This is a genomic window from Roseobacter sp. S87 (assembly GCF_055693285.1).
The window spans coordinates 1,517,486-1,544,186 of record NZ_JBVFTR010000004.1 but is presented as its reverse complement, the minus strand read 5'-3'; the positions used below and the strand labels follow the sequence as shown (position 1 = coordinate 1,544,186).

Sequence of the window (26,701 nt, the reverse complement as noted above, 5' to 3'; positions counted from 1 at the left end):
AGGGCAGCCTGTGGCAATGCTGCAGGCGGAAAAGCCCCGGGCGGACCAGATCCGCTGCAATTCCAGGGAGGAATGACATGCCGAAAGACAGTGGCATTGGCGCAAGCTCAAAGCGCCGCGAGGACGTCCGGTTTCTGACAGGGGCCGGCAATTATACAGATGACATCAACATCCACGGACAGGCGCATGTGTACTTTCTGCGCTCAGATATGGCACATGGCACGATCAACAGCGTCGATACATCAGCTGCAGAGGCGATGCCGGGTGTTGTGAAAATCTTCACCGGTGCAGATTTCGAGGCCGTCGGCGGCATGCCCTGTGGCTGGCAGGTCACCGACAAGCACGGCCAGCCGATGCAGGAGCCCAAGCACCCGGTTCTGGCGCACGGAAAGGTCCGCCATGTGGGGGAGCCGATTGCCGCTGTCGTTGCCGACACGCTGGAACAGGCCCGCGATGCGGCCGAAGCCATTGATGTGGACATTTCCGAACTGCCGGCCGTTGTCGATATGAAGGCGGCTGTCGGTGATGGTGCCACAAAGGTACATGATGATCTGACGTCAAACCTTTGTTATGACTGGGGCTTTGTCGAGGAAAACAAAGCGGCGACGGATGCAGCTTTTGAGGCTGCTGCGCATGTTACGACGTTGGAGCTGGTCAACAACCGTCTGGTCGCAAACCCGATGGAGCCGCGTGTGGCTGTGGGCGATTATGCCCGCGGGACAGGCGATCATACGCTGTATACCACCAGCCAGAACCCGCATGTGATCCGTCTGCTGATGGGCGCTTTTGTGCTGGGCATTCCCGAGCACAAGCTGCGGGTGGTGGCCCCCGATGTGGGCGGTGGTTTCGGCACCAAAATCTTCCACTATCAGGAAGAGGCTTTCTGCACCTTCGCCGCCAAAGCCTGTGGCCGCCCTGTCAAATGGACGTCGAGCCGGTCTGAGGCGTTTATGTCAGACGCCCACGGTCGGGATCACGTCACGAAGATCGAACTGGCGCTGGATGCGGACAACAATTTCACGGCACTGCGCACCGAGACTTTTGCCAATATGGGAGCCTACCTCTCAACGTTTGCACCCTCGGTGCCGACATGGCTGCACGGGACGCTGATGGCGGGCAATTATAAGACGCCGCTCATTTATGTGAACGTGAAAGCGGTCTTTACCAATACCGTGCCTGTGGATGCCTATCGCGGCGCGGGCCGGCCTGAGGCCACATTCCAGCTGGAGCGGGTGATCGACAAGGCAGCGCGTGAGCTTGGTGTTGATCCGATTGCGCTGCGCCGTCAGAACTTTGTGACTGAGTTCCCTTATGCCACGCCGGTGGCTGTCGAGTATGACACGGGGGACTACGTGGCTACGATGGACAAGCTCGAGGACATGGCCGACCTCAGTGGTTTTGAGGCACGGCGACAGGCGTCGGAGGCCAAAGGCCGGCTGCGCGGGCTCGGCGTGAACTGCTACATTGAGGCCTGCGGTATTGCGCCGTCCAACCTTGTGGGGCAGCTCGGCGCACGGGCGGGGCTCTATGAGAGTGCCACTGTACGGGTGAATGCCACCGGCGGCCTGGTGGTTATGACCGGCAGCCACAGCCATGGCCAGGGTCACGAGACGGCCTTCCCGCAAGTGGTGGCCGACATGATCGGCATTGATGAGAGCATGGTCGAAATTGTGCACGGGGACACCTCGAACGCACCGATGGGCATGGGCACCTACGGGTCCCGTTCACTGGCTGTCGGGGGCTCCGCGATGGTGCGTGCTACCGAGAAGATCATCGCCAAAGCCAAAAAGATCGCCAGTCACATTCTGGAGGCCTCGGAGGCGGATATTGAACTGAAAGACGGTGAATTCTCTGTTGCTGGTACGGACAAGTCCCTGGCCTGGGGGGATGTCTGTCTGGCAGCCTATGTTCCGCATAATTATCCGCTGGAAGATCTGGAGCCAGGGCTGGAGGAGACGGCCTTTTACGATCCGTCCAACTTTACCTATCCGGCAGGCGCCTATGCCTGTGAGGTCGAAGTGGATCCCGATACCGGCAAGGTGACGATCGAAGCCTTCACGGCGGTCGATGATTTCGGCAATGTCGTGAACCCCATGATCGTGACCGGTCAGGTCCACGGAGGGCTGGCGCAGGGTATTGGTCAGGCGCTTCTGGAGAACTGCGCCTATGACGAAAACGGCCAGCTGCTGAGCGCGTCCTATATGGATTATGCGATGCCGCGGGCTGATGACCTGCCGATGTTCGGGGTGGATCATTCGTGTCAGACGCCGTGCACGCACAACCCGCTGGGGGTTAAGGGCTGCGGCGAAGCCGGGGCCATCGGTTCGCCGCCGGCGGTGGTCAATGCGGTCGTTGATGCGCTGCAGTCGGCGGGTCGTGATGTGACGCATATTGATATGCCGCTCACACCGGCGCGTGTCTGGGCTGCGATGCAGAGCTGATCAGGACGGGGCGGGGGGCCAGCCCCCGGCGGCCCGGGCCGGGCCGCGCCCTCCGGGATATTTCTGGCCAGAAGAAACACTGGTTTTCTGGTCTGAGGAAAGGAAAGAAGATGTATAATTTTGATGTAGAACGCCCGGCTTCGGTTGCGGATGCGGCAGCAGCCATGGGCAGGGAAGACGCGCAGGCGCTGGGTGGGGGGCAGACGCTGATCCCCACGCTCAAACAGCGACTTGCAAGCCCTTCTGTTCTGGTGTCGCTGGGCGGTATTGCCGAGATGAAGGGCGTGTGCATGACCGATGACGGCCGGCTGGCCATCGGCGGTGCGACGACCCATGCAACCGTCACAACGAAGGCTGCGGGTCACTATCCGGGGCTTGCCGCCCTGGCCAGCCACATCGGAGATCCGGCGGTGCGTAACCGCGGGACGATTGGCGGCTCGCTTGCCAATAACGATCCGTCAGCCTGTTATCCGGCCGCGGCACTCGGATCGGGGGCGACGATTATCACGAACAGTCGTGAGATTGCAGCTGATGACTATTTCCAGGGGATGTTCACAACGGCACTGGATGAGGGGGAAATCATCACCGAGGTGCGGTTCCCGATACCTTCGGCGTCGAACTACCAGAAGTTCGTACAGCCGGCGTCGCGTTTTGCGCTTGTGGGCGTATTCGTTGCGAAGTTTGCAGATGGTGTCCGTGTCGCTGTCACCGGTGCGTCCAATGATGGCGTGTTCCGCTGGTCGGAGGCTGAGGCCGCCCTGTCAGCTGATTTCTCCGCCGGTGCAATTGATGGTCTGTCGCTTTCCGGTGGCGACATGATCAGCGATCTGCATGGCACCGGTGATTATCGTGCGCACCTGGTCGGCGTGATGACAAAGCGGGCCGTATCAGCCGCCAGCTGAAAAAGCCCGTCCTGAACAGTTCTGACCCCGCCCATTGTGGCGGGGTTTTCTTTTTCGCAATCTGACAGGCCCGGAATTCTGTTCGGACTGATGAAGGTTTTTCGGAACCGGCTTCAGAAATTTCTTGATTTGCGGCGCTTTTCTCCCAAAAGTTGCGTGAGGGCTGGCGAATGTCAGACAATTGACGGATGCCACGGCGGACGTCAGTAAACGCGGTTGCAAGAAGCGATGCCGCATGAACGTGGGGGGCACATTTACCGGAACCAGAGGCCTTAATGGCCCGCACCAGAGCCCGTCGCACGGGCACATGATTCATGGGAGGAATTATATGAACCTGAGACCTGATCCGACATTTTACCCGTCGCCGAAACTGGCGATGCAGGCGCCGGTCGAAAATTATGCATTTACGGTGATGCTGAGCCCGGATGGCTCGCAGTCTGACGGAATTGCTGTTGTTGACCTGAAGCCGGGCTCTGACACGTATGGTCAGATCGTGCACCAGGTGATCGTGCCGAACAAAGGCGATGAATTTCATCATTTTGGCTGGAACGCCTGTTCGTCGTCGCTTTCGCCGTTGTCCGGCCATGCATTCCTGGAACGGCGCTATCTGATTGTGCCGGGCATCCGGTCGTCGCGGATTTATGTGATCGACGTTAAGGAGCCGCTGAAAGCGCATATCCACAAGACGATTGAACCCGAAGAGCTCTTTGCAAAAACCGGCTATTCGCGTCCGCATACGATTCACTGCGGCCCCGAAGGCATCTATGTCTCCTGCCTTGGTGGCGGGGGTGCCGACGGCACCGACGGCCCTCCGGGTATCTTCATTATGGACTGCGAGACGTTCGAGATCATCGGCCAGTATGAAATGGATCGCGGCCCTCAGGACAAACACTATGACTTCTGGTGGAACCTGCCCCAGGACTACATGGTCAGTTCTGAATGGGGATTGCCGCCGCAGTTCGAAAATGGCGTTGTGGCCGAGGATCTGTTGTCCAACAAATACGGTCATTCCATCCATTTCTGGGATCTGCGCGCGCGCAAGAATATCCAAACCATTGATCTGGGCGAAAACCACCAGATGGCGCTGGAAATCCGACCCGCACATGACCCGAAAAAATCCTATGGGTTCTGTGGTGTGGTCGTCGACACGACAAATCTGCAGGGATCTATTTTTACCTGGTGGCGCGATGACGACGGCAAATGGCAGGCGAAAAAGACCATTACCATTGATCCGCGTCCTGAGAACCCGGATAACCTGCCGCCACTGCTCAAGGGGTTCGAAGCCGTGCCCCCGCTGGTGACAGACATCGACCTGAGCCTTGATGACAAGTACCTGTATGTCGCTTGCTGGGGGCTGGGGGAGATGCATCAGTACGATGTGTCCGACCCGATGAACCCTGTACTGGCGGGCAAGGTCGAAGTTGGCGGAATCGCGCGGGCAACGCCGCACCCGAATGGCAAACCTTTTGTCTACGGACCGCAGATGGTTGAGATCAGCCGCGATGGCAAGCGTGTGTACTGGACCAATTCTCTCTATTCCACATGGGACGACCAGTTCTATCCGGATGACGAAGGGGGCCAGATGGTGATGGCTGATGTGGGAGAAAACGGGGGTCTGACGCTGAACAAAGACTTCTACATCGACTTCCCCAAAGGCATGCGGTCGCACCAGATCAGGCTTGAAGGGGGCGATTGTTCAACCGACAGCTTCTGTTACCCGTCGGTCTGAGTGTTTGCTGACATGACATCTCTGACGGCCCTCTGGGGGGCCGTCATTTTTTCGGGCATCTATCACGGTGTAAACCCCGGGATGGGCTGGCCTCTGGCTGTTTCAGCGGCCCTGATGGAGCAGAACCCCCGTGCCCTGCCACGCGCGCTCGGCATGCTGGCCGCAGGGCATTTTCTGGCCATGATCGCGATCCTGCTGCCTTTCTCGCTGATGTTCTTCCTTGTGGAGTGGGAGGTCGAGATCCGGGTGGGCGCGGGCATCATCGTGGTAGCGATGGGGATCTACCTGCTGATCAACCAAAGGCATCCAAAAATACTGGCGCGCGTGCATCCCGCCCGCCTGGCGCTCTGGTCGTTTCTGGCGGCCATGGCGCATGGCGCGGGGCTGATGCTTGTCCCGATCTACCTTGGCATTTGTGCGATCGGACCGGATGAAACAGGGCACCTCGCGGCACAGACCCTTATGCAGGGGAATGTCGTGACTGCTTTTTCGGTTGCTGCGGCTCACACGCTGGCCATGACGGTGGCGGGCGGTATCATCGCGGCGGTCATCTACGTCTGGCTGGGGCTGCGGTTTCTGTCGCGCACCTGGCTGAACCTCGATGTGGTCTGGGCGCTCAGCCTGATCCTGGTGGGAGCCTTCGGTATCTGGTCAGCGCTCTATGGTCACTGAACGCGACTCACCCGCAAAGAAAAACGCCCCGTCCGGGGACAGGGCGTTCTGATCACAACGATTGCGAGCGATTATTTGGGCAGCGGCCCGATCAGCATCACCATCTGCCGGCCTTCCATCTTGGGAAAGTTTTCGACACGGCCAGCGTCTTTGGTGTCTTCGGCGACCCGCTCCAGCAGTTCCCGGCCGAGATTCTGGTGCGCCATCTCGCGCCCACGGAACCGCAGCGTGACCTTTACCTTGTCCCCGTTCTCCAGGAACTTGAAGACATTGCGCATTTTGACATCGTAGTCGTTCGTATCCGTATTCGGGCGGAACTTGACTTCTTTGATCTCAATTATCTTCTGCTTTTTGCGCGCTTCGCTCTCACGTTTCTGCTGTTCATATTTGAACTTGCCGAAATCCATGATTTTGCAGACGGGCGGATTGGCGTTTGGCGAGATTTCTACGAGGTCGAGCCCCGCATCATCGGCCATATCCATGGCCCGGGAAGGGGTAACGACCCCAACATTTTCACCATCTGCGCCAATCAGGCGGATTTCAGGAGCACGGATCTTGTCGTTTACGCGCGGGCCGGTGTCCCGTTGCGGCGGCGCGTTGTGTGGTCTGCGAGCGATGATGTCAGTCCTTTGATTGTTCGCGAATATGCGAAGGCAAATTAAACGCCTGGAGGGCGCACTTCAAGCGGCAAATTGGGCCGATATGCGCCGAAACGCACGGATTTCCCCCTTGTTGCTGGCTGGCCGATCTCTCAACTGTCAGGTCAGGAACAATCAGAGCCGGGCCGCGTTGGTCCGGCAGAGTTACGAGGGAGCAAAGCTATGAGAAATGTAATCTGGATCATTGTTGCCGCCGCAATTGCAGCTGGCGGGTGGTATCTTTACAGCGGGCAGACGCCGCAGGAGGTCGTGGACACGGCCACTGAAGAAGCTGCACCGGTTGCCGAAGAAGTGACCGAAGAAGCTGCCGAAGCAACAGAGGACACAGCCGAAGCTGCCGGGGAAGCCGCAGATGCCGTGACTGAGGCTGTTGAGGCTGCCACAGATGCAGCAGGGGATGCTGTTGACGCGGCGACCGACGCCGCTGAAAACGCGGCCGACGCTGCAGCGGATGCCGCTTCAGATGCGGTTGAGGCTGCTGATGAGGCAGTGGACAATGCGATCGATGCCGCAACGGATGCAGCACAAGCTGCAGTGGGTGCTGCGACAGATGCAGCAGGTGATGTTGCGGAAGGTGCCGCATCGCTGGTTGATCAGGCTGGTGATGCCGCCTCTGAGGCTGCAGACGCCGTCACAGATGCTGTGACGCCGACAACCGAAGACGCTGTGGCCGACACGCAGGAGGCTGTTGAGGAACTGGCAGACTCTGCAACTGAGGGCACAGAGACACCCGCTGCGGACGCACCTGATGCCAGCCTGCTGACGCCCGAAGGGTTCAATTTTGAGCGGGTTCAGGAAATGATCGAAAACTCCGACCTTGCTGCAACCCAGAAAGCGCTGCTGAGCAACGCGGTCAAACAGGCGCAGGACAGCCCCGAACTGCTGCAGGCGACGCTGGAACAGCTGCGGTCCGCACTGGGCATGTAACCCACGGTGGACGGATAGCCGGAAAACGAAAAGCGCGCTGCGGTCCCCCACAGCGCGCTTTTTTTAAGTGCCGTTTGATCGGTATCAGCCGACGAAGGCCTTCTCGACCACATAGTGTTTGGGGTCGGAGTTGGCGCCTTCTTCAAGGCCAAAACCTTCAAGGATCTCTTTCAGGTCGTTGTTCAGACCCAGTGACCCACAGACCATCGCGCGGTCTGTCTCCGCAGAAATCCCGTCGATCCCAAGTTCTGCGAACACCGTGCCATCTTTCAGAAGGTTGGTGATACGGCCCATTCTGGGGCTCTCCTCGCGGGTCGTGGTCGGGTAATATGTCAGCTTGGCCAGGTTCTCTTCGCCCAGCAGCTCCAGCATCATTTCATCCTTGCGCAGGTTCTCGATCAGCTCGCGCCCGTAATCCAGCTCCGCCACGTCGCGGCAGGTGTGGGTGATGATGATCTGGTCGTAATCCTCATAGGTCTGCGGATCGCGCAGCAGCGACGCAAAGGGCGCAAAGCCTGTCCCGGTCGCAAAGAACCACAGCCGCTTGCCGGGCAGCAGTGCGTCATGCACCAGGGTGCCGACCGGTTTGGGGCGCAGAATGATCTCGTCACCCGGCTGGATGTGCTGCAGTTTTGATGTCAGCGGTCCGTCCTGCACTTTGATCGAATAGAACTCCAGTTCCTCATCCCAGGACGGTGACGCGATGGAATAGGCGCGCAGCAGTGGTTTCTGCTTGCCGGTTTCGGGGTGCGGGTCGCCCATCAGGCCGATCATCACAAATTCGCCCGACCGGAACCGCAGCGATGCGGGGCGGGTCACGCGGAATGAAAACAGACGATCCGTCCAGTGTTTTACGGACGTCACTGTCTGCGCATCGGGAAGGGTGGGAACTTTAACGGCGGTAGCTTCGGTCACAGGTGTCTGCTCGGTCATGAATGTGTCAACGCAGGCTTACACCTGCGCGCTCCTTATAGAAAGTATTTTCGGGGTTGGGGAAGGCGGCAATCAGCCGCGCGGGGCAGGGGCCGATCCTGTACCGCGCAGACGCGCCTGATAGTGATGCGCCTGCCAGTTGGCGCGGAAGAGCCACTGGTCCTCCGGTTGTCGCGCGGCAAGTTCATCAGAAATCTCGACTTCGTCAAAACCGGACCGGCGGGCCATGGCATACTGGTCTGCCAGCACATGACCCTTTGCCCGCAGCCGGCCCTGGTAGCCGCGCAGACGCAACGCACGCGCAATGGTAAAACCGCGCCCGTCGGCAGACGACGGGAAATCAACGCGGATCATCTTCAGCCCGTCACACAGAGGAATGTCCGCGGGATCAGTGTCAGAGGGCACATCCAGCGCATCGGCGTCATTCGCGGCACCCAGTGCCACAAAACCTTCGTTCCAGTCGTCTGCAGCAAAGCCGCTGTCCTGAACCAGTGTTGTCATGTCTCATCTCCTTGGCGGACCACTTTGCCGTTGGCGAAATGGATGCCGCATTCGTCTTTGTCGGTGTTGCGCCAGCGCCCGGCGCGGGGATCTTCGCCCGGGGCGACCGGCGTGGTGCAGGGGGCACAGCCGATCGAAGGGTAATTCTGTACAACCAGCGGGTGCCGGGGCAGGCGGTGTTCTGTGATGTATGCCTGCACATCCGCGCGGGACCACCGGGACAGCGGGTTGACCTTGATACGGTCCGTGCCGGGTTCGGCCTCGAAAAACTCCAGTGCGGCACGCTTCCCGTTCTGGAACCGCTTGCGCCCTGTGATCCAGCCGTTGCTGCCTGCCAGAGCCGCCTGCAGCGGTTCTGTTTTGCGCAACGAGCAGCAGGCATCCGGGTCGGTCCGGTGCAGCAGGCCGTCCGGGTCGCGCTGTGCCGCATCGGCGCTGCGCAGGATACGCAGGTTGCGCAGGCCCAGCGTGGTTGCGATGTCCTGCTGATAGGTGAGCGTTTCCTCAAACAGCATTTCGGTGTCGATGAAAATCACCGGAATGTCCCTGTCTGCTTCCGCGGCCAGGTGCAGCAGAGCGACCGATTCCGCACCAAAGCTGGAGACTAGACGCAAGGGCGTAATCGCGGACAGAGCCGTCCGGATTACGTCGCGGGCGCATTTGCCCGCGACCTGCGCGTTCAGATCAGCAACCAGGCCTGCCAGCGCGTCAGAGACCGGAGCCTCCGACTGCGCCCCGGCGACAGAAGGGTGAAGATCAAGCGGCATTGGCCTGTGTCTCCGGGTAAAGGGCTGCCTTGAAGGGCGCGAGGCCAAGCCGGCGATAGGTCTGCAGGAAAGTTTCGCCGGGCTCATCGCGCAGATCCAGATAGGCGAGAACCAGACGTTCAATGGCCGGAATGATCTCTTCAGCAGAGAAACCCGGACCTGCACGTTCGCCGATGCTCGCATCTTCCGAGCCGTCACCGCCCAGCGTGATCTGGTAGTTTTCCACGCCCGCGCGGTCGAGACCAAGGATGCCGATGTGACCAACATGGTGGTGACCACAGGCATTGATGCAGCCCGAGATTTTGATTTTGAGCGGGCCCACGTCATGTTCCAGCTTCAGCTCATCAAACCGTGTCGCAATTTCCTGAGCGATCGGTATGGAACGGGCCGTGGCCAGGGCACAGTAATCCATTCCGGGACAGGCGATGATGTCCGAGATCAGGCCGATGTTTGCGGTGCCAAGGCCGGCCTCTTTCAGGCGCGCATGGATCGCCGGCAGATCCGATTTATGTACGTGGGGCAGGATCACGTTCTGTTCGTGGCTGATGCGCAGTTCATCATGACCATATTCGCGGGCCAGTTCCGCCATCACACGCATCTGCTCAGATGTCGCGTCACCGGGCGTTTTGCCATGTGCCTTGAGGCTGATCGAGACGATGGCATAGCCGGGCGCGCGGTGGTCGTTCAGGTTCGTATCCGCCCAGGCGCGGAACACCGGATCATTGGTGTAGGCGCTCTCAAAGGCGGCGAGTGACGTTTCGCGGAACTTTGGGGCTGCAAAGTCGCTCTCGATGGCGGCCAGCATCTGCTGATCCACGCCGGTAAAGAGCGGGCGCACCAGTGCAAAGCGTTCCTCGACCCGCGCACGGATGTCATCAAGGCCGTTTTCATGCACGGTGATCTTGATACGCGCTTTGTATTTGTTGTCGCGGCGGCCCAGCACATTATAGACGCTGACGATGGATTCCAGGTAGGGCAGGAGGTCTTCCTGCGGCAGGAATTCCCGGAGCACCTTGCCGATCATCGGGGTGCGGCCCAGACCGCCACCGACGATGACTTCGAACCCTGCCTCGCCGTCGCGCTCGACCATGCGCAGGCCGATGTCATGCGCCTTTGTCACCGCGCGGTCTGTGGGCGAGCCCGTCACAGCCACTTTGAATTTGCGCGGCAGGAACTGGAATTCCGGGTGGTCGGTGGACCACTGGCGGATCAGTTCAGCCACAGGGCGCGGATCTGCGATCTCGTCGGCGGATGCGCCGGCGAAATGGTCCGCCGTCACGTTGCGGATGGTGTTGCCGGAGGTCTGGATGGCGTGCATCTGCACTTCAGCCAGTGCGTCGAGCATATCAGGGACATCGCGCAGTTCCGGCCAGTTGTACTGGATGTTCTGACGCGTCGTGAAGTGGCCGTAGCCTTTGTCCCAGCGGTCGGCAATGTCTGCCAGTTTATGCATCTGACGGCTGTTCAGTGTGCCATAAGGGATCGCCACCCGCAGCATATAGGCATGCAGCTGCAGATAGAGGCCGTTCATCAGGCGCAGCGGCTTGAATTCATCCTCGGTCAGCGAGCCGTCAATGCGGCGCTCAACCTGCGAGCGGAACTGAGCATTGCGCTCCTGGATAAAGGCGGCGTCGAAATCGGTATAATTATACATGGGCCTGAGCCTCCTGTTTGCCGTGCGCGTAGTTGGAAGGGCCGGTGGCGCGGAAATCTTCGCGGAAATGGGTAGGTTTCGGCGTGTCGCCTGAGGCATCCACATCCGCCAGATAGACACCAACCACACGGTCGGTCTGCTGGCTGGCATCAATAAGGCGCAGATCAGCGTCGGCCTCATCTGTAAGTACTTCGGCTTCAGCCAGGAGCCGGGTCCAGCCGCCTGCTGTCTGATAGATCACATCGCCTTTGAGAAGATCATTGGCGGTAACAACTTTGGGGGTGAATGCGCGGGCCATTTAAAGCGCCTCCTGCGTTCTGATGGAGTGTTCGGGGAGAGTGTCAACAAGGCGGCGGCGTGCTGCTGCAGCCTCGCGCGGGGCAAGACCGTAGAAAGTGAGCGCCGGTCCGTCCATTTTCGCGGCTTCCAGTGCAGCGGGCAGGGCGTCTAGTGTGGTTTCCAGCACGCGCTGCTCCGGCCGGGAGGCGTTTTCGATAATGGTCACGGGCGTGTGACGATCCGCACCATGCATGATCAGACGGCCCTGGATGAACCTCGCCGACTTCTTGCCCATGTAAATGGCGGCCACCTCGCCCGGGCGGGCCAGGGTGTTCCAGTCGTGATCGGCAAATCCGCGGGTGTCGTGACCGGTCAGGAACCGAACCGAAGAATTGCGGCCGCGCTTTGTCAGGCTCTGCCCGATTTCAGCAACAGCGGCGGAGGCGGACGTGATACCAGGCACGATGTCCCAGCTGATGTCATGCGCGTCCACGGCGTCGATCTCTTCGTCAAGCCGGCCAAAAACGGTGGCATCGCCGGATTTCAGGCGCACCACCTGTGCTCCCTGTCTGGCGTGCTCCACGATCAGGTCGTTGATGTCTTCCTGCTTCATGGACGGGCCAAAGCCCTCTTTTCCCGCGTCGATCATAACGGCCTCGCGGCGGGCCAGTTCAAGCACGGGCTGGCTGATCAGACGGTCGTGGATCACCACGTCGGCTTCGTCCAGCACGCGGCGTGCTTTCATGGTCAGAAGATCGGGATCGCCCGGACCTGCGCCGACAAAATGCACGTGACCGGCGCGGGCTTCACGGTTCAGGTGATCGGCCAGGAGGCTGTCGAGCCCTTCGCGCACTTTGTGCTCGCCGCCACTGATCGCGGCCGGACCCGCATTGAAGTAGTAGTCGCGCCAGAAATCACGGCGGGCGCGTCCGAACGGCAATGCCTCGGCCACTTTGCGGAAACCTTTGCCGATGCGCGCAAGCGGACCGAGTGCCGCCGGCAGGCGTTCCTCAAGATCAGCTTTGATCGCACGGGCCAGTACCGGGGCGGCGCCCTCAGTACCGATGGCAATTGTCACGGGGTCGCGGTCAACAATAGCGGGGGTGATAAACTCGCTGTCCTGCAGATTGTCGACGACATTGATCAATGCGCTATCAGCCCGGGCGATTTCGACGGTGCGCGCGTCTTCGGTCTCATCTTCATCAGCAGCATAAAAGAGTGCGGCACAAAGTGTATCGCCAGGCGCCATTGCGCGCCGGACCAGCCGCAGCTTTCCCTGTTCGGCCCAGTCTTCGATCTCACGCGCAGGTGCCGGGCTGAAGACCGTAATATGTCCCGTGGACTTCATCAGAAGCCGCAGTTTTGCCAGAGCGGCGTCACCGCCACCGGACAACACAATGCGCCGGCCTTCGACACGCAGAAAGATGGGGAAATGATCCATTGGTCGACTTTCTCTGATTTCTTGGCCTCAATATAGGAAATATTCCCGGTATTTTGCCATATGCGACGGTTGAAAAGGACGAATGTTCTGATTTATAGATCAGGGAGAACAAATACCCGTATTCAGAGGAGATGGTGGAATGGCAGTTCGGATGGATGACACAGACAGGAAAATCCTCGCAGAGCTGCAACGCGATGCAGGCCAGTCTCTGGACGAAATCGCGGCAAAAACAGGTTCTTCCAAGACGCCGGTCTGGAACAGGATTCGGAAAATGCGCGATGCTGGAATCATCGGACAGCAGACCTTTGTGCTGGATGCGGAGGCGCTCGGGTTTGAGGCCTGTTTCTTTGTGCTGATCCGCACATCCGAGCATGAAGCGGACTGGCAGGCCCGTTTCCTGCAGGCACTGCGCGACAGACCGGAGGTGCAGGAAGCACACCGGCTGGCAGGCGATATCGACTATATTCTGAAAGTAAGGGTAAAGAACGCGCGCGCTTACGATGCGTTCTATCAGGCGCTGATCTCAGAAGTGAGGGTGCACAATGTGACGGCGCTGCTGTCGATGGAAGAGATCAAATCCACCACAATGCTGCCTCTGGACAGCTGATCCGAAGGCGCGGCTGCGCCGCATTTTTTCGGTGGTCCGCATGCATGTGCATGCGGTGGGACGGCGTCAGACCGTGACCATCAGCCGGGTCAGCCCATGAAAATGGTACATGTCCGCATACTCCGGGGGTGCTGCCAGTGTTAGGTCCGGATACCGGCGGAACAGGTGCTGCAGTCCCATCTGCAGTTCGAGACGCGCCAGTGGGGCACCGACGCAGAAATGCAGCCCGCCCCCGAAAGCCGAATGTGTCTGTGTCTCACGGAACGGATCAAAGGTGTCTGGCTCCTGCCACCGTGACGGATCCCGACCGGCACTGCCCAGCATCAGGGCCACCTGCTGCCCCTTCTGCAGAATATGGTCGCCAACTCTGATGTCTTCATAGGCGTAGCGTGTGAACATATGCAGCGGCGGATCGAACCGCAGCACTTCTTCGACCGTGCCGGCAATCCGGTCATCGGTGAAGGCGTCAGGTCCTGTACCATTTTCCAGCAGGCATTTTACCGCGTTGCCCATTGTGTGAACGGTCGCCTCATGCCCGGCATTCAGCAGGAGCACACAGGTGCCGATCATCTCGTCGCGAGTCAGACGATCGCCGTCTTCCTTAGCGGCGATCAGTTCGGTGATCAGGTCGTCACCGGGTGATGAGCGACGGCGCTCGATATATGCTGACAGAAACGCAGAGAATTCTGTGGCGGCAGTGTTCGCGGCCGTCTCAGTGGCGCGGTCCCGGCCGGCCTGGTACATCGCGACCATGGTGTTGGACCAGCGCAGCAGGTCCTGCGATATCTCTTCGGGCACACCCAGCAGACGGGCAATGATCCGGACGGGCAGTTCAGTGCAAAAGGCGGGAATGAGATCGAAGGCCCCGGTGTGCGGGAAACGGTCCAGCAGGTCGGCACAGATTTCGTCAATGTCAGGGGCCAGCGCCCGGATCCGGCGCGACGTGAAGGCGCGCAGCACCAGCCCGCGCAGCCGCGTGTGGCGCGGCGGTTCCAGATCCAGCATGGAATGGCGCTCAACGGCATCAAAATCCGTCAGATGTTCAGGAACCGGCTGCACCTGATCGGCCGGGCAGGCGCGTCCCAGCCGGCGGTCGCGGAGCAGTGCGCTGACCGTGTCTGCGTCAAACACAGCCATCATGCCGTAATCATCCCAGTACCGGACCGGATCACCGGCCAGCACCTGTGCGTAAAGGGCATAGGGGTTCTGTACGAAGGCGGGGTCAACCGGGGACTGGTGCAGTGTTTTCATCGTGGCAGATAAAGCCTCTGTGCACTGGCCAAGGCAAGAGGTGCTTTGTAGTCTGCCGGCATGAAACGGCCATTTCTGCACCGGATTGCTTTGATCGGCGTCTTCCTGATCGCCGTCGCCGCGCTGTCAGCGGGGGTCTGGAGGTATGGCTACCTGCAGGCACTCGATCAGCTTGCGCGCCAGGGGCGCGCTGACCTGGCACTGGCCAGCGACCGTCTTGTCGGACAGCTTCAGCGGTACCGTGAACTGGCCGTGCTGCTTGCAGATCACCCGGTGATGGAGGCCCTGGCCCGTGGTGAGGATCAGGCGGCAGCCTCCGAACTGTTTCTTAACGTGGCCGACAAGACTGCGGCGCTCGATGTGATGTATGTCGATGCGGCCGGACTTGTGGGTGCGGCTGCACATATCGCCCCGGGCGCTGATCTGAGTGGTGCATCCTATATCCGCAGGTCCCAGCAGGGTGCGCTGGGGTGGGGGCACGCCATCGGGTCGCCGCTGCAGGCCCGCGCCTATTATTATGCAGCGCCGGCATTCGGCGCGGACGGGCGGGTGACTGGCAGCGTGGTTGTGGCGGTCAGCATTTCTTCGATTGAGGATGCATGGCGGGGTGGTTTCCGCTCGGTTTTCTTTACGGATGATGCAGGTGCCGTCTTTGTGACCAACCGTACCGATCTGGTGGGCTGGACAAGGTCACCGGACGGTGCGGGTCTGCAACCGGATGACGGACGGACGCTGGCGTTTGACAGCTATGAAACCGGTGGGCACGAGGTCTGGCAGGTGGGCTGGGGCCCGTATTTGCCGGAGAATGCGCTGCATCTGACCAAACAACTGCCGGTGATCGGGCTCACCGGGGAAGTGCTGCTCGATGTGACACCGGCGCGGCGGCTGGCGGCATTGCAGGCGGCGGCTCTGGCGGCCCTCTGTCTCGCATTCGGTGCCCTGCTTTTTCTGGCGACGGAACGCCGCCGGACCCTCGCCGTGGCGAATATGGCGCTGGAAGAGCGCGTGGCGCGGCGTACGGCCGCCCTGTCGGAGACCAACGCAGCGCTGCGTGCCGAAGCGGCAGAACGCGAAGAAGCGCAGACGGCACTGGCACGGGCGCAGGAGGATCTGGCCCGTGCCAGCCGTCTGAGCGCGCTGGGGCAGATGAGCGCCGGGATCAGCCATGAGCTGAACCAGCCGCTGATGGCCATCCGGTCGTTTGCGGAAAATGCGGTGCAGTTCATGGACCGCGATCAGCCGGAACGGGCGGCGGAGAACCTGACGCGCATCTCTGATATGGCACGGCGCATGGGCCGGATCATCAAAAACCTCAGATCCTTTTCGAGGCAGCAGACCGAACCGGTGACGCGGGTGGATGTCGTTGCCGCACTCGATACAGCGCTGGAAATGACCGGCCCGCGGCTTCGGGATCTGCAGACCCGGGTTAGTTTTGAACGCCCTGACGCGCCGGTCTGGGCTCAGGGTGGCGAGGTGCGCCTGGTGCAGGTCTTTGTAAACCTGCTGACGAACGCACTGGATGCAATGAAGGACGCCGGGAGTCCCGCGCTTGAGATCGCGATTGAACAGGGAGCAATGCTTCAGATTTCCGTCCGTGATTTCGGACCCGGCATTGCCGAGCCGGAGAAGGTTTTCGATCCGTTCTATTCGACCAAGGAAGTCGGGGCGTCAGAGGGAATGGGCCTCGGTCTCTCCATTTCTTACGGGATTATCCAGAGTTTCGGCGGCGACATCCGGGTAGAGAACTGTGACCCCGGCGCCAGGTTTGTCGTGGGCATACGCCCCTGGGAAGCGCAGGAGGCGGCATGAAGCAGGTATTGCTGGTCGATGACGACGCGCCGGTGCGCGATGCGCTGGCGCAGACGCTCGAGCTGGCTGATCTGCAGCCGGTGACAGCGGGGTCCTTCGTGGCGGCGCGCGATCACATTACCCGCGGGTTTGAAGGGGTTGTCCTGTCTGATCTGCGGATGCCGGGGCGCGACGGGTTCCACCTGCTGGCCTATGCCCGTGAGCAGGACCCGGAACTGCCGGTTATTCTGCTGACAGGTGAGGGTGATATTCCCACTGCGATGAAGGCTGTCGAGCAGGGCGCTTTTGACTTTCTGGAAAAACCCTGCGCGCCTGCTGATCTGCTCGCTGTGCTGGAGCGGGCTCTGAAAACGCGCCAGCTGGTGCTGGACAACCGCCACCTGCGCGCGCTGGTGGCCACCGGTGATCCCGCAGCGCGGATGCTTTTTGGCACGTCGCAGCTTGCTGAAGGTCTGCGGGGGCGGGCACGCCGTGTGGCACTGGCGGAGACCGAAGTTCTGGTCACGGGTGCACCTGGCACGGGCATTTCCAAGGTCGCAGAGGTGATCCATCTGTGTTCGGCACGCTCCAAAGCGCCCTTTGTCAAACGGGCGGGAGCAGCGCTGAGCGCCGATGAGCTGCCTAATGTGCTTGAGGCGGCACGAACGGGCAGTCTGTTTGTCGACGAGATCACGCTGATGCCGGCGCAGACGCAGCTGGCGCTGGTTGAACTGCTGGACGCCGGGGTGTCCACGCGTGTTATCGCAGGCTCTCACAGGGATCTGCAGGAAAGTGTGGCTGCGGGTCAGCTTAACTCTGAACTGTACTATCGGTTCGAGGGGGCCACAGTGCGGATCCCTTCGCTGTCAGAACGCCCCGAAGACATCCCGGTCCTCTTCCAGCACTATGTGGCTCAGGCCTGTGAGCAGGCAGGTCTGGAAGAGCCTGAAATCACACCCCAGATCGTCGCCGGACTGATGGCGCGCGACTGGCCCGGAAATGCCCGGGCGCTGATGTCCGAAGCGATGCGGTTTGCCCTCGGACTGGCCGCTGAGGAAAAGAATGACACATCGCTGGGGCTGGCTGAACAGATGGCGCAGGTCGAACAGAGCCTGCTGGAACAGGCGCTGCGCAGAACAGGCGGCCAGGCCAGCCGGGCAGCCGAGGCGCTGAAACTGCCGCGCAAAACTTTCTATGACAAACTGGCCCGTTACGGGATTCTGCGCAGAAGATTACCGCGCCGACTAGTGTGCGAAAATCCGCACAGCATGCAAAATAGCTGTGCGGGAATTCGCACATCAGCAATATCTGAAGTGTTTCGTGCGCTTTGTGAAATGCGAATAACTATCAGAAAAAAATAGATAAAAACGATGAGGTCCCGCCCGTCAACACAGCGCTTGCAGCACCAAGGTTAACACTGTTTGATATCGGCAGCGCACCGCGAACCGGTGCCTGACAAACGTCTGAAACAGACTGACTTCCTGGGAGGAAACCAATGAGAATGATCACAGCAGCGCTCACCGCGCTGACACTGAGCGTAAGCGCATCCGCTGTTGCGGCGGCCTGTGACGATGGCGAAGTTGTCATCAAATTCAGCCACGTGACAAACACCGACCGCCACCCCAAGGGGATCGCGGCAACTCTGCTGCAGGAACGTGTGAACGAAGAAATGAACGGGAAAGCCTGTATGGAGGTTTTCCCGAACTCGACACTCTATAATGACGACCAGGTGCTCGAAGCGCTGCTGCAGGGCGATGTGCAGATGGCAGCACCATCGCTGTCAAAGTTCGAGCAGTTCACCAAAGTCTTCCGCATCTTTGACCTGCCTTTCATGTTCAAAAACATCGACGCTGTTGATGCATTCCAGAACTCTGACACAGGTCAGGCGATGAAAGAATCCATGACGCGCCGTGGTCTGATCGGTCTCGCGTTCTGGCACAATGGCATGAAGCAGATGTCAGCCAATGTACCGCTGAACAGCCCCTCTGATGCAGATGGCCTGAAGTTCCGCGTGCAGAACTCCGACGTGCTCAAGGCGCAGATGGCTGCTCTGGGTGGCTCACCCCAGCCGATGGCGTTTTCTGAAGTGTACGGCGCGCTGCAGACCGGCGTTGTCGACGGCCAGGAGAACACATGGTCCAACATCTACGGCCAGAAGTTCTTTGAAGTGCAAGACGGCATCACTGAAACCAACCACGGCATCATCGACTACATGGTTGTGACCTCCACGGACTGGTGGGACAGCCTTGATGGCGACGTGCGGGACCAGCTGGCAACTATCGTGGCCGAAGTGACGGAAACGCGGAACGCAGAATCCACAGCTGTGAACAACGAAGCCAAAGCGGCCATCATCGAGGCGGGCGGCGTTGTGCGCCAGCTGGATGATGCACAGCGTGCTGAATGGGTCGCCACCATGAAGCCGGTGTGGGACCAGTTCAAGGATGACGTTGGTCAGGAAAACATCGACGCAGCCCAGGCGATCAACGCCGGGTTCTGAGACCGCTGACAGGCGACAGCCCGGTCCCGCCTGTGCGGGGCCGGGTTTTTTGAAAGGAGGAGGGGGCCGATGGCGCATTCATACGAAGCGGAGACGCTGCTGGGAAGGATCGTCAATGAGATTGAGGAAACCGCAATCGCAGTGATCCTCGGGCTGATGACGATACTGACATTCATCAATGTTGTCCTGCGCTATGGATTCAATACGGGCATCATCTGGGGGCTGGAGGCCGTGACCTTCCTGTTTGCATGGCTGGTGCTTTTTGGCGTGAGCTACTGCGTCAAGGTCACGGCGCATCTCGGTGTGGACGCGGTGATCAACCTCTTCTCACCCCCCGTGCGCCGCGTTCTGGCACTGGTCGCAGCAGCGGTGTGCCTCTCTTATGCGGCACTGGTGTTTAAAGGCGCCTGGGACTACTGGGCCCCCTTTGCGGGATTTAATGCAACGTCAGGCCGCTGGTTCCCCACAGGCTTTGAGAACAGCCGGGACCAGGCCTGGTACGAAGTTGTGGATATGCCGATGCCTGAGTGGCTGCGCTGGATCGAACCCATTTTCAACATGGGCGAAGAATACGAGAAAATTCCTCGGTTCATCCCCTACGCCATGCTGCCCTTTGGGATGGCACTGCTGCTCTTCCGTTTCATTCAGGCGACGGTTCGTGTCTGGAACGGCACCCAGACCAGCCTGATTGTCAGCCACGAGGCCGAAGACGAGGTTGAGGCCGTCAAACACATGAACGCAGGGAAGTAAGCCATGGAAGTTGCAATTCTTTTCGCCATGGTCGTCGGGCTGATGCTGATCGGCGTGCCGATCGCTGTCAGCCTGGGCATGTCCTCCATTGTCTTCCTTCTGGTGCTCAGTGACACCTCGCTGGCGTCTATTGCGCAGACGCTGTTTCAGGCGATGGCCGGTCACTATACGCTGCTGGCGATCCCGTTCTTCATCCTGGCGTCGTCCTTTATGTCGACCGGGGGTGTGGCCCGGCGGATCATCCGGTTCTCCATCGCACTTGTGGGTCACCTGCCGGGCGGACTGGCCATTGCGGGCGTGTTTGCCTGTATGCTCTTTGCAGCGCTTTCCGGGTCGTCACCGGCCACGGTTGTGGCGATTGGTTCCATCGTGATCGCAGGTATGCGCCAGGTCGGCTACACCAAAGACTTCGCGGCGGGCGTCATTGCTAACGCGGGCACCCTGGGCATTCTGATCCCGCCGTCCATCGTGATGGTCGTTTATGCCTCCGCCACGGATGTTTCGGTGGGGCGCATGTTCCTGGCGGGCGTCATTCCCGGGCTGATGGCGGGGACCATGCTGATGGTTACCATTTACATCATTGCCAAGATGCGGGACCTGCCGCGGGGCGAATGGCGCGGCTGGAGTGAAGTGTTCGAGAGCGGGCGGGAAGCCGGCTGGGGCCTCTTCCTGATCGTGATCATTCTGGGTGGCATCTACGGCGGTATTTTCACGCCAACTGAGGCGGCGGCGGTGGCTGCGGTTTACGCCTTCTTTATCGCCTGTTTTGTCTATCGGGACATGGGGCCGCTGCACACGGAAGGGGACGACACCCGGAACCTGTCGCTGCTGCAGAAACCAGTGGCGCTTGTGACGGCATTTTTCCACCGCGATACAAAGAACACGCTATTTGAAGCGGGCAAGCTTACCGTCACGCTGATGTTCATCATCGCAAATGCGCTGATCCTGAAACACGTGCTGACAGATGAGCAGATACCACAGCAGATTGCAGCGGCGATGCTGGATGCCGGTTTCGGACCGGTTGTCTTTCTGATCATCGTGAACGTGATCCTGCTGATCGGCGGGCAGTTTATGGAGCCGTCAGGGTTGCTCGTGATTGTGGCACCGCTCGTGTTTCCCATCGCGATCGAGCTTGGGATTGATCCCATCCATCTTGGCATCATCATGGTCGTCAATATGGAGATCGGAATGATCACGCCTCCGGTGGGTCTGAACCTCTTTGTGACCTCAGGCGTGGCCAATATGCCGATGTGGGCGGTGGTGAAGGCAGCTTTGCCCTTTACTGCTGTGCTGTTCGTGTTCCTGATCATGGTGACCTACATTCCCATCATCAGTACATGGTTGCCGACGACCGTTATGGGGCCGGAGATCATCGTGAAATAGCCAGGCGGGGGCTCTGCCCCCGCGCGTGCCGCGCTCCCCCGGGATACTTGTCGCCAGAAGAAACTCTCAGCTGGCGGCAAGTGCCGATATGATCGGCGAGAAGTCCTCTGTTTTGAGGCTCGCGCCGCCAACGAGGGCGCCGTCGACCTCCGGTGTGCCGAAAATGGCAGCAGCATTGTCCGGTTTGACCGAGCCGCCGTAGAGCAGCCGGATGCCGTTGCCGTCCTCGCCGAACCGCGCAATCAGATCTGCGCGCAGGGCCGCATGCACTTCCGCAATCTGTTCGAGCGTGGGTATTTTGCCTGTGCCAATGGCCCAGATGGGCTCATAGGCTACGACAACAGTGTCCGCTGCGCTGCCGTCCGGAACGGAGCTTTCCAGCTGGGCGCGGATGACCGGGAGCGCGTCACCCGCCTCGCGCTGAGCAAGGCTTTCACCGATACAGACGATCGGAACGAGGCCTGCTGCCTGAGCCGCCGCGGATTTATCGCAGACTGCGGCGTCGGTTTCGCCGTAAGCCTCGCGGCGTTCTGAGTGTCCTGTGATGACGTAACGGGCACCTGTATCGGACACCATTGCGGCCGAGATGTCCCCCGTGTGGGCGCCCTTTTCGGCGGCGTGGCAGTTTTGTGCCCCGATGGCGACCGGCCCGTCTGTGGCGGCATCTGCGGCTGCGGACAATAGGTGTGCGGGTGGGCAGATCACGATGTCACAGATACCGTCAGCGTGGGCGTCAGCGAGCGTGCTGATCATGTCCAGAGCTGCGGCAGAGCCGTTCATCTTCCAGTTTCCCGCTGCCATTTTGCGCCGCATATCACTCTCCTGAATTTCTGGTTGTGGTCTTGGTAGCAAGAAGCGCAGCCTTCAGCAAACCATGTGGCGGGTTGCATGGGCGCACGGCCTGTGGCAGGGGCGGAGCGGGCAACAGGCGAGGGGTGAGATGGTTCCCACGATTGACCTTGAAAAGCTGCAGGACGGCGATGCGGCAACACTGGCAGCAATGCGCGAAGCTGCGACAGATATCGGTTTCGCCGTGGTGTGCAATACGGCGCTGAGCGCTGAGACCGTTGGCGGCGTGATCGACACTTATCGCGCGTTCTTTCACCTGCCGGCGGCGGATAAGGCGCGGATTGATATGGCGCGTACGGGGGCCAACAGGGGCTGGGGCGCGCCGGGGTCCGAACAGGTGGATCCGGATGCCAACCCTGACTATAAGCAGTTTTTTGACAGTGGGTTTGCTTTGCCGGAGAGCGATGCGCGGCGGGAACTTTCGGTTTATGCCCCGAACATGTGGCCCGAAAAGCCGCAGGAATTTGAGGCGGTTGTCAGCAAGTACTACGATTACGCCTGCCGGGTCGCGATGCAGGTTCTGCAGGGGCTGACGAGGGCCATCGATGCGCCGCCCGGGTATTTTGACGGCGCCTTTGATACACCCATGGCATTGTTGCGCGGCAACTATTATCCGACGCGGCCTTCGTGGGCGACGGCAAAGGATTTCGGGATCGCGACGCATACAGATTATGGCTGTCTGACGCTGCTGGCGACGGACGGATCACCCGGGCTTGAGGTCCGGCGACGGGGTGGCGGGTGGATCCCTGTGTCCGCGCCACCCGGCGATTTCATCATCAATTTCGGGGAGATGATTGAACTCTGGACGGACGGTCAGGTCGTGGCGACCCCACACCGGGTCGTTGGTGGTGTGAATGAGCGTATTTCCGTCCCGCTCTTTTTCAATCCATCCTATGAGACAAACGTGGCACCGCCCGGGGCGTCAGAACCAATCCTTGCGGGGGATTACCTGACGGCGCGTTTCAACGAGACCTACGTACACCTGAAGGGCTGACCGCCCTGGCGGTCAGGTGTCAGCCGAATTTGATGGATTCTGCCGCAGCCACAGGCTTCAGTGACATTCGGGTTGCGGAACTTGAACCCCGATTCCAGCAGAGTTGTTTCGTAGTCAATCTCGGTGCCAAAGAGAAACATCTGCGCCATGGGGGCGATCATCACACGGGCACCGTCCTGCTCGACAACCTCGTCGTTCGGATCGGTCTGTTCCACATACTCCATGGTGTATTCCATGCCGGCACAGCCGCCCTTTTTCACACCGATCCGCAGACCCGCATGCCCTGCGGATTGCATCAGTTTCGCAACCTGTGCTGCGGCCTTCGGTGTCAGCGTAACCGCCTGTTTGCCGGGAATTCCAAACATACCCAAACTCCTTTGACCGTTAAGTTAATGGCTCACTGGCGGCCGGACAAGCATCCTGGCTATGAAATCCACGCACAGGAGCAATGCACTATGGCAGATCCATGCAGTTTGCATAGTAGGTGACAGTGGCAGGCCAGTCCGAAAAGACGCCCACGACACCCACATCCTGTGCCAGCACATGCAGAACCTGAAGATAGGCGCCGTCATTGTTCACGGCCTCAGCGACGGTCTGAAAATACCAGCCGCCGCCCGTATCAAGCGGGCCGGAGCGTTCCAGCGTCCAGGTGATGATATTCAGGCCGGCTGCCTGGGCCTGTCGGGCATAGACCGACGGTACAATCTGTCCGTTCTCCAGCGACAGGAGCATCCACAAGGGCGGGGCGATGTAGTTCACCCCCATCGCCTTCAGCTCCTGCATATCCAGGTCGTACGTCTCGGGGTTTGCCGGATCCAGCGGGTCTGGCCCTGAAAAACGACCGTCCAGGTAGACAGCCTGTTTGCCGAATTCAGGTTCGTTCTCAATCCAGTACAGGACATCGTTAAGGTCAAAAGACTGGGGGTACACGTCTTCCGCTGCGACACCCGCTGCTTTGTATTCGTCCACCAGTTTCTGCGCGTAATCCTGCCGGGTGAACCCGTCGTGCGGCATGGTGACCGCGGGTGCCTTGAGCTCCGGTGTAAACTTTGCGCCAAGCTCGCGGAACAGTTCGATGGACTGACGATGCGTCATGAGATCCGTGTTTGCGGCATAGAGCGACGTGCGGAAGCCGGGCAGGCCATTCTGGTAGTCCGCAACTGTTGTGGCTGTCGCGTCTGCGCTGTCCATTTTGGGTGTCAGTGTCAGAAATTCAGCCAGCGTAACGTCGGATGTCCTGCATTCGGCGGATGCTTTTACAGATCCGCGTGCAGGGGAAAAGGGCGTGACACAGGTCCGGGCCAGGTCCGTGCTGAGAATATCGGTTGTCCGGTGCAGATCGTTCTGCGCGTGCCTGCAGACCAGCTCATGGTCCTTGGTAAAGGTCACATCGCATTCGAGAATGCCTGCGCCCATCCGTGCGGCGGCCGTTGCGGACTGAGCGGTATGCTCAGGAAACATCAGCGCGGCGCCGCGGTGGCCAATGGAAAAATCACTTTTGACCGGCGTCTGGGCCTCACAGCTCTGCAGTCTGGTTTTCAGATCACCGTCCGGCAGCAGATCGATCAGATAAGCAGGCCGGGGACCATAAGACACCGCTGGCGCATCTGAATATGCAGGCAGGGCTGACGACAGCCCCAACAGGGCGAGCAGTGTTGCTTTTACAGTGCGGGACGGACGGATTTCGCTGATGGCGCGCCTTATGGGGACGGCGGAGCAGTATCCGGCCAGGCGGCTCACATAAAGCCCAGTTCGAGCCGTGCTTCGTCGGACATCATGTCCATACCCCAGGGGGCTCCCACACAAGCTCGACATCCACCTGTTTCACGCCTGGGATCGGCTCAACGGCATCTGCAATCCATCCTGGCATTTCGCCGGCAACGGGACAGCCGGGCGCAGTCAGCGACATTTTGATCTGCACAGCGTTTTCGTCACTGATATCGATCGTATAGATGAGGCCCAGTTCGTAGATATTCACCGGGATTTCCGGATCATACACGGTACGGCACGCATCAACGATCTGTTCATAGAGCGGGTGATCTGTGCTGGACGGCGCAATCAGCGGCGCGCCTTCGAGCGGTTCAGATGCATTCGTCATAGGGGCCTCTCCCGTGATCCTTAGCGTTTATATAAGGATTGCCGCCGGGGCGGTAAAGAGGCGGCGGCAAAAGGATTTGGTGCCCGGCCGAGGGTTACCGCTGTAGCGTGACACGCAAGTTTGCAGTGATTGACACCGAACATTGCAGCAAACGAAATCGATGGCGCGAACAGCAGGATCGATTTTGATCAGCCGGCTCTGTCGTCTGTATCTACGATCATTATGAACTGGTTGGCACAGCGGGCGAAATTGACCGCCACCATGAAGACGTTTAGCAACCAGAAAAAGACTGCAAGATGGGTCATAGAAAAAAGCGCAAAGCACTTCGGATCCCAGACCATCATGAGAAATGAAAGAAAGATAACCACTGAAGACCAGAAAACTGTGAACTTAAGTAACCGGACGGCATCTTTGTAGGTTTCGGTTTTCGCTATGCGCTTCAAAAACTCATTATTCTTGGTGACGATAAAAACGTAGAAAGTCGCTAGGAACCCAGTGAAGACTGTCAACAGATTGAATATGCCGCCGTATATAGCGGCCGGATTAAAAGCTTCGGAAGCGGAAACCATCTGTGCGGCGACGGAACACAGTGCTGCCAGAAAAATAGAGTTGATCAAAGGGCCGACGGACAGAAATGTCCCCGACGCCCTGACCAACCCTGATCTGGAAGTCGCCATCAAGTGTAAGTCCTTCTGATAACTGGCAGGTATGTATTAAATGCCTCTCTTAGAATGCGCCTTCTGGTATCGTAGTTCACGTCTACATCGAGGTTCGAAATGCCAGGTGCGTCTTCGGAGATTTTGATCTGTTCGGTGAAGATATCAATTGGCTCAGGCTCTTCAGAGATCTTTACACGGTAGCTCACAACATGGTCCCGGTTTCCTGTTGCCCATTCAATAGAACGCCTTATCGCACCCATATTGAGGAAACTGTCGTTCTGACCCCTTGGAAACCCAACAGATACCTCGATGGACTGGCCGCCGAATGTATTTGCCATATTGGTAAGGTTCTCCTCAATTGTACGGTCGCTCTGCTCGACCGATGCCATGTCGGAAGGTGTTGCGACCCTAAAAGAAACTCGTCTTGGGGTACCTTCCACCAGCCTGCGCAACGCGTTTTCTGTCAGCGTCGGAGACAGAAAAAAGCCGCGATGCGGTCTGAGCAAATGCTTTACAAGCCCGTCCATTCTGATCGGTGTAACTCCATTTGGTCGGCTTTCGAGCAGAAGAGTTCTTGTCTCTGCATGATACCGAAAAGCGCATCTGTGTCCAAGCGGCCTGTCGAACCCCTCCAGCGGTCTTCCCTGTTCCGCAATCGGTGGTATGTTATCGTTTTGCTGTCGGGTCAGTTCGCCATCCACAAAACCTGAGCCGGGTTGGCCTCCATCGCTGTCAAATCTCTCCAAGCGAACCCATATCCCGCCAAAGACTTCATGATAGTCTTCCCGGTCTTGATGCGCCCAAAGACGATGCAGGCATTCATACAGGCCAGCGTCGCCTTCCTGAATTTCTTCCACTTGGTAAAATCGAGCGCGAATCCTGTCGTCCATCTGAATCTCCAAAACAATCCCGGAGATGCT

At 59.4% G+C, this 26,701-nt stretch carries 24 protein-coding genes and 2 pseudogenes; 12 read left to right on the top strand and 14 right to left on the bottom strand.

The genetic code is table 11. The features are described from left to right. The first annotated feature begins 77 nt into the window (after window positions 1-77). The 4 genes from ACZ1HA_RS08605 (at window position 78) to ACZ1HA_RS08590 (ending at window position 5,744) form a co-directional block, all read left to right on the top strand. Window positions 78-2,441 carry a xanthine dehydrogenase family protein molybdopterin-binding subunit gene (locus tag ACZ1HA_RS08605; protein ID WP_472713547.1) on the top strand — a complete coding sequence of 788 codons (2,364 nt, stop codon included), beginning with the start codon at window positions 78-80 and terminating at the stop codon, window positions 2,439-2,441. A 110-nt stretch (window positions 2,442-2,551) separates the two neighbouring features. Further along, complete coding sequence (locus ACZ1HA_RS08600) at window positions 2,552-3,343, top strand: FAD binding domain-containing protein (RefSeq protein WP_472713546.1); 792 nt, start codon at window positions 2,552-2,554, stop codon at window positions 3,341-3,343. 328 nt (window positions 3,344-3,671) lie between these two features. Continuing rightward, window positions 3,672-5,072 (top strand): selenium-binding protein SBP56-related protein, encoded by a 1,401-nt coding sequence (locus ACZ1HA_RS08595; RefSeq protein WP_436399294.1) that lies wholly within the window; start codon window positions 3,672-3,674, stop codon window positions 5,070-5,072. A 12-nt stretch (window positions 5,073-5,084) separates the two neighbouring features. Beyond that, complete coding sequence (locus ACZ1HA_RS08590) at window positions 5,085-5,744, top strand: hypothetical protein (RefSeq protein ID WP_436399295.1); 660 nt, start codon at window positions 5,085-5,087, stop codon at window positions 5,742-5,744. Between the two features lie 71 nt (window positions 5,745-5,815). Here the strand turns inward: ACZ1HA_RS08590 and infC are convergent, their stop codons facing one another. Next, window positions 5,816-6,274, bottom strand: a complete 459-nt coding sequence (gene infC, locus ACZ1HA_RS08585; protein WP_472715306.1) for a translation initiation factor IF-3 — start codon at window positions 6,272-6,274, stop codon at window positions 5,816-5,818. Between the two features lie 291 nt (window positions 6,275-6,565). Between infC and ACZ1HA_RS08580 the strand changes: the two genes are divergently transcribed. Continuing rightward, the gene (locus ACZ1HA_RS08580) at window positions 6,566-7,330 is read left to right on the top strand and encodes a translation initiation factor 3 (protein WP_375227468.1); all 765 of its coding nucleotides are present in this window, start codon (window positions 6,566-6,568) and stop codon (window positions 7,328-7,330) included. Between the two features lie 84 nt (window positions 7,331-7,414). On the opposite strand, the gene ACZ1HA_RS08575 is transcribed toward ACZ1HA_RS08580, so the two are convergent. From ACZ1HA_RS08575 to cysG, 6 genes are all read right to left on the bottom strand, one after another. After that, entirely contained in the window at window positions 7,415-8,263 is an 849-nt protein-coding gene (locus tag ACZ1HA_RS08575; protein WP_375227469.1) for a ferredoxin--NADP reductase, read from the bottom strand. Window positions 8,264-8,335: 72 nt separating this feature from the next. Continuing rightward, window positions 8,336-8,764 (bottom strand): DUF934 domain-containing protein, encoded by a 429-nt coding sequence (locus ACZ1HA_RS08570; RefSeq protein ID WP_375227470.1) that lies wholly within the window; start codon window positions 8,762-8,764, stop codon window positions 8,336-8,338. After that, on the bottom strand, window positions 8,761-9,531 hold the full coding sequence (locus ACZ1HA_RS08565; RefSeq protein WP_375227471.1) for a phosphoadenylyl-sulfate reductase: 771 nt from the start codon (window positions 9,529-9,531) through the stop codon (window positions 8,761-8,763). The genes ACZ1HA_RS08570 and ACZ1HA_RS08565 overlap by 4 nt, the downstream gene beginning before the upstream one ends. Continuing rightward, window positions 9,521-11,185 (bottom strand): nitrite/sulfite reductase, encoded by a 1,665-nt coding sequence (locus ACZ1HA_RS08560; RefSeq protein WP_375227472.1) that lies wholly within the window; start codon window positions 11,183-11,185, stop codon window positions 9,521-9,523. Before ACZ1HA_RS08560 ends, ACZ1HA_RS08565 begins: the two co-directional genes overlap by 11 nt. Beyond that, on the bottom strand, window positions 11,178-11,483 hold the full coding sequence (locus tag ACZ1HA_RS08555; RefSeq protein WP_375227473.1) for a DUF2849 domain-containing protein: 306 nt from the start codon (window positions 11,481-11,483) through the stop codon (window positions 11,178-11,180). Before ACZ1HA_RS08555 ends, ACZ1HA_RS08560 begins: the two co-directional genes overlap by 8 nt. Further along, window positions 11,484-12,905, bottom strand: coding sequence for a siroheme synthase CysG (cysG, locus tag ACZ1HA_RS08550; protein WP_472713545.1), 1,422 nt, complete (start codon window positions 12,903-12,905; stop codon window positions 11,484-11,486). A gap of 139 nt (window positions 12,906-13,044) precedes the next feature. Here cysG and ACZ1HA_RS08545 point away from each other — a divergent pair, with 139 nt between their 5' ends. Continuing rightward, window positions 13,045-13,512, top strand: a complete 468-nt coding sequence (locus ACZ1HA_RS08545; protein WP_436399297.1) for an Lrp/AsnC family transcriptional regulator — start codon at window positions 13,045-13,047, stop codon at window positions 13,510-13,512. 66 nt (window positions 13,513-13,578) lie between these two features. Here ACZ1HA_RS08545 and ACZ1HA_RS08540 read toward each other — a convergent pair whose 3' ends face one another. Then, window positions 13,579-14,763 carry a cytochrome P450 gene (locus ACZ1HA_RS08540; protein WP_472713544.1) on the bottom strand — a complete coding sequence of 395 codons (1,185 nt, stop codon included), beginning with the start codon at window positions 14,761-14,763 and terminating at the stop codon, window positions 13,579-13,581. A 60-nt stretch (window positions 14,764-14,823) separates the two neighbouring features. Here ACZ1HA_RS08540 and ACZ1HA_RS08535 point away from each other — a divergent pair, with 60 nt between their 5' ends. From ACZ1HA_RS08535 to ACZ1HA_RS08515, 5 genes are all read left to right on the top strand, one after another. After that, a complete protein-coding gene (locus ACZ1HA_RS08535; protein ID WP_472713543.1) occupies window positions 14,824-16,572 on the top strand; it encodes a sensor histidine kinase in 1,749 nt (582 codons plus the stop codon). After that, window positions 16,569-17,912, top strand: coding sequence for a sigma-54-dependent transcriptional regulator (locus ACZ1HA_RS08530; protein ID WP_472713542.1), 1,344 nt, complete (start codon window positions 16,569-16,571; stop codon window positions 17,910-17,912). The genes ACZ1HA_RS08535 and ACZ1HA_RS08530 overlap by 4 nt, the downstream gene beginning before the upstream one ends. Before the next feature lie 134 nt (window positions 17,913-18,046). Next, window positions 18,047-19,048 (top strand): DctP family TRAP transporter solute-binding subunit, encoded by a 1,002-nt coding sequence (locus tag ACZ1HA_RS08525; RefSeq protein ID WP_375227477.1) that lies wholly within the window; start codon window positions 18,047-18,049, stop codon window positions 19,046-19,048. 69 nt (window positions 19,049-19,117) lie between these two features. Then, entirely contained in the window at window positions 19,118-19,798 is a 681-nt protein-coding gene (locus ACZ1HA_RS08520; protein ID WP_472713541.1) for a TRAP transporter small permease, read from the top strand. Window positions 19,799-19,801: 3 nt separating this feature from the next. Continuing rightward, a complete protein-coding gene (locus ACZ1HA_RS08515) occupies window positions 19,802-21,181 on the top strand; it encodes a TRAP transporter large permease (RefSeq protein WP_472713540.1) in 1,380 nt (459 codons plus the stop codon). 66 nt (window positions 21,182-21,247) lie between these two features. On the opposite strand, the gene tpiA is transcribed toward ACZ1HA_RS08515, so the two are convergent. Continuing rightward, window positions 21,248-21,994, bottom strand: coding sequence for a triose-phosphate isomerase (gene tpiA, locus ACZ1HA_RS08510; protein WP_472713539.1), 747 nt, complete (start codon window positions 21,992-21,994; stop codon window positions 21,248-21,250). A 127-nt stretch (window positions 21,995-22,121) separates the two neighbouring features. Between tpiA and ACZ1HA_RS08505 the strand changes: the two genes are divergently transcribed. Then, window positions 22,122-23,024 (top strand): isopenicillin N synthase family dioxygenase, encoded by a 903-nt coding sequence (locus ACZ1HA_RS08505; RefSeq protein ID WP_472713538.1) that lies wholly within the window; start codon window positions 22,122-22,124, stop codon window positions 23,022-23,024. A gap of 19 nt (window positions 23,025-23,043) precedes the next feature. Here ACZ1HA_RS08505 and ACZ1HA_RS08500 read toward each other — a convergent pair. The 5 genes and pseudogenes from ACZ1HA_RS08500 to ACZ1HA_RS08480 all read right to left on the bottom strand — a co-directional run bounded on the left by ACZ1HA_RS08500 (window position 23,044) and on the right by ACZ1HA_RS08480 (window position 26,671). Continuing rightward, window positions 23,044-23,389 (bottom strand): annotated as a pseudogene (locus ACZ1HA_RS08500) (HesB/IscA family protein). 88 nt (window positions 23,390-23,477) lie between these two features. Then, window positions 23,478-24,707 carry a glycerophosphodiester phosphodiesterase family protein gene (locus ACZ1HA_RS08495; RefSeq protein ID WP_472715305.1) on the bottom strand — a complete coding sequence of 410 codons (1,230 nt, stop codon included), beginning with the start codon at window positions 24,705-24,707 and terminating at the stop codon, window positions 23,478-23,480. Between the two features lie 53 nt (window positions 24,708-24,760). Further along, window positions 24,761-25,122 (bottom strand): annotated as a pseudogene (locus ACZ1HA_RS08490) (SUF system Fe-S cluster assembly protein). A gap of 188 nt (window positions 25,123-25,310) precedes the next feature. Beyond that, on the bottom strand, window positions 25,311-25,799 hold the full coding sequence (locus ACZ1HA_RS08485) for a hypothetical protein (protein WP_375227484.1): 489 nt from the start codon (window positions 25,797-25,799) through the stop codon (window positions 25,311-25,313). Further along, a complete protein-coding gene (locus ACZ1HA_RS08480) occupies window positions 25,799-26,671 on the bottom strand; it encodes a hypothetical protein (protein ID WP_375227485.1) in 873 nt (290 codons plus the stop codon). The genes ACZ1HA_RS08485 and ACZ1HA_RS08480 overlap by 1 nt, the downstream gene beginning before the upstream one ends. Window positions 26,672-26,701 lie beyond the last annotated feature (30 nt).

What these genes read in the sequence shown, in the direction of transcription:
- ACZ1HA_RS08595 (WP_436399294.1), top strand. Translation starts at nt 3,672, where the DNA reads ATGAACCTGAGACCTGATCCGACATTTTACCCGTCGCCGAAACTGGCG.
- ACZ1HA_RS08540 (WP_472713544.1), bottom strand. Translation starts at nt 14,763, where the DNA reads ATGAAAACACTGCACCAGTCCCCGGTTGACCCCGCCTTCGTACAGAAC.
- ACZ1HA_RS08505 (WP_472713538.1), top strand. Translation starts at nt 22,122, where the DNA reads ATGGTTCCCACGATTGACCTTGAAAAGCTGCAGGACGGCGATGCGGCA.
- ACZ1HA_RS08545 (WP_436399297.1), top strand. Translation starts at nt 13,045, where the DNA reads ATGGCAGTTCGGATGGATGACACAGACAGGAAAATCCTCGCAGAGCTG.
- ACZ1HA_RS08590 (WP_436399295.1), top strand. Translation starts at nt 5,085, where the DNA reads ATGACATCTCTGACGGCCCTCTGGGGGGCCGTCATTTTTTCGGGCATC.
- ACZ1HA_RS08480 (WP_375227485.1), bottom strand. Translation starts at nt 26,671, where the DNA reads ATGGACGACAGGATTCGCGCTCGATTTTACCAAGTGGAAGAAATTCAG.
- cysG (WP_472713545.1), bottom strand. Translation starts at nt 12,905, where the DNA reads ATGGATCATTTCCCCATCTTTCTGCGTGTCGAAGGCCGGCGCATTGTG.
- ACZ1HA_RS08570 (WP_375227470.1), bottom strand. Translation starts at nt 8,764, where the DNA reads ATGACAACACTGGTTCAGGACAGCGGCTTTGCTGCAGACGACTGGAAC.
- tpiA (WP_472713539.1), bottom strand. Translation starts at nt 21,994, where the DNA reads ATGCGGCGCAAAATGGCAGCGGGAAACTGGAAGATGAACGGCTCTGCC.
- ACZ1HA_RS08560 (WP_375227472.1), bottom strand. Translation starts at nt 11,185, where the DNA reads ATGTATAATTATACCGATTTCGACGCCGCCTTTATCCAGGAGCGCAAT.
- ACZ1HA_RS08600 (WP_472713546.1), top strand. Translation starts at nt 2,552, where the DNA reads ATGTATAATTTTGATGTAGAACGCCCGGCTTCGGTTGCGGATGCGGCA.
- ACZ1HA_RS08530 (WP_472713542.1), top strand. Translation starts at nt 16,569, where the DNA reads ATGAAGCAGGTATTGCTGGTCGATGACGACGCGCCGGTGCGCGATGCG.
- ACZ1HA_RS08520 (WP_472713541.1), top strand. Translation starts at nt 19,118, where the DNA reads ATGGCGCATTCATACGAAGCGGAGACGCTGCTGGGAAGGATCGTCAAT.
- ACZ1HA_RS08605 (WP_472713547.1), top strand. Translation starts at nt 78, where the DNA reads ATGCCGAAAGACAGTGGCATTGGCGCAAGCTCAAAGCGCCGCGAGGAC.
- ACZ1HA_RS08525 (WP_375227477.1), top strand. Translation starts at nt 18,047, where the DNA reads ATGAGAATGATCACAGCAGCGCTCACCGCGCTGACACTGAGCGTAAGC.
- ACZ1HA_RS08535 (WP_472713543.1), top strand. Translation starts at nt 14,824, where the DNA reads ATGAAACGGCCATTTCTGCACCGGATTGCTTTGATCGGCGTCTTCCTG.
- ACZ1HA_RS08515 (WP_472713540.1), top strand. Translation starts at nt 19,802, where the DNA reads ATGGAAGTTGCAATTCTTTTCGCCATGGTCGTCGGGCTGATGCTGATC.
- ACZ1HA_RS08580 (WP_375227468.1), top strand. Translation starts at nt 6,566, where the DNA reads ATGAGAAATGTAATCTGGATCATTGTTGCCGCCGCAATTGCAGCTGGC.
- ACZ1HA_RS08575 (WP_375227469.1), bottom strand. Translation starts at nt 8,263, where the DNA reads ATGACCGAGCAGACACCTGTGACCGAAGCTACCGCCGTTAAAGTTCCC.
- ACZ1HA_RS08485 (WP_375227484.1), bottom strand. Translation starts at nt 25,799, where the DNA reads ATGGCGACTTCCAGATCAGGGTTGGTCAGGGCGTCGGGGACATTTCTG.
- ACZ1HA_RS08555 (WP_375227473.1), bottom strand. Translation starts at nt 11,483, where the DNA reads ATGGCCCGCGCATTCACCCCCAAAGTTGTTACCGCCAATGATCTTCTC.
- ACZ1HA_RS08565 (WP_375227471.1), bottom strand. Translation starts at nt 9,531, where the DNA reads ATGCCGCTTGATCTTCACCCTTCTGTCGCCGGGGCGCAGTCGGAGGCT.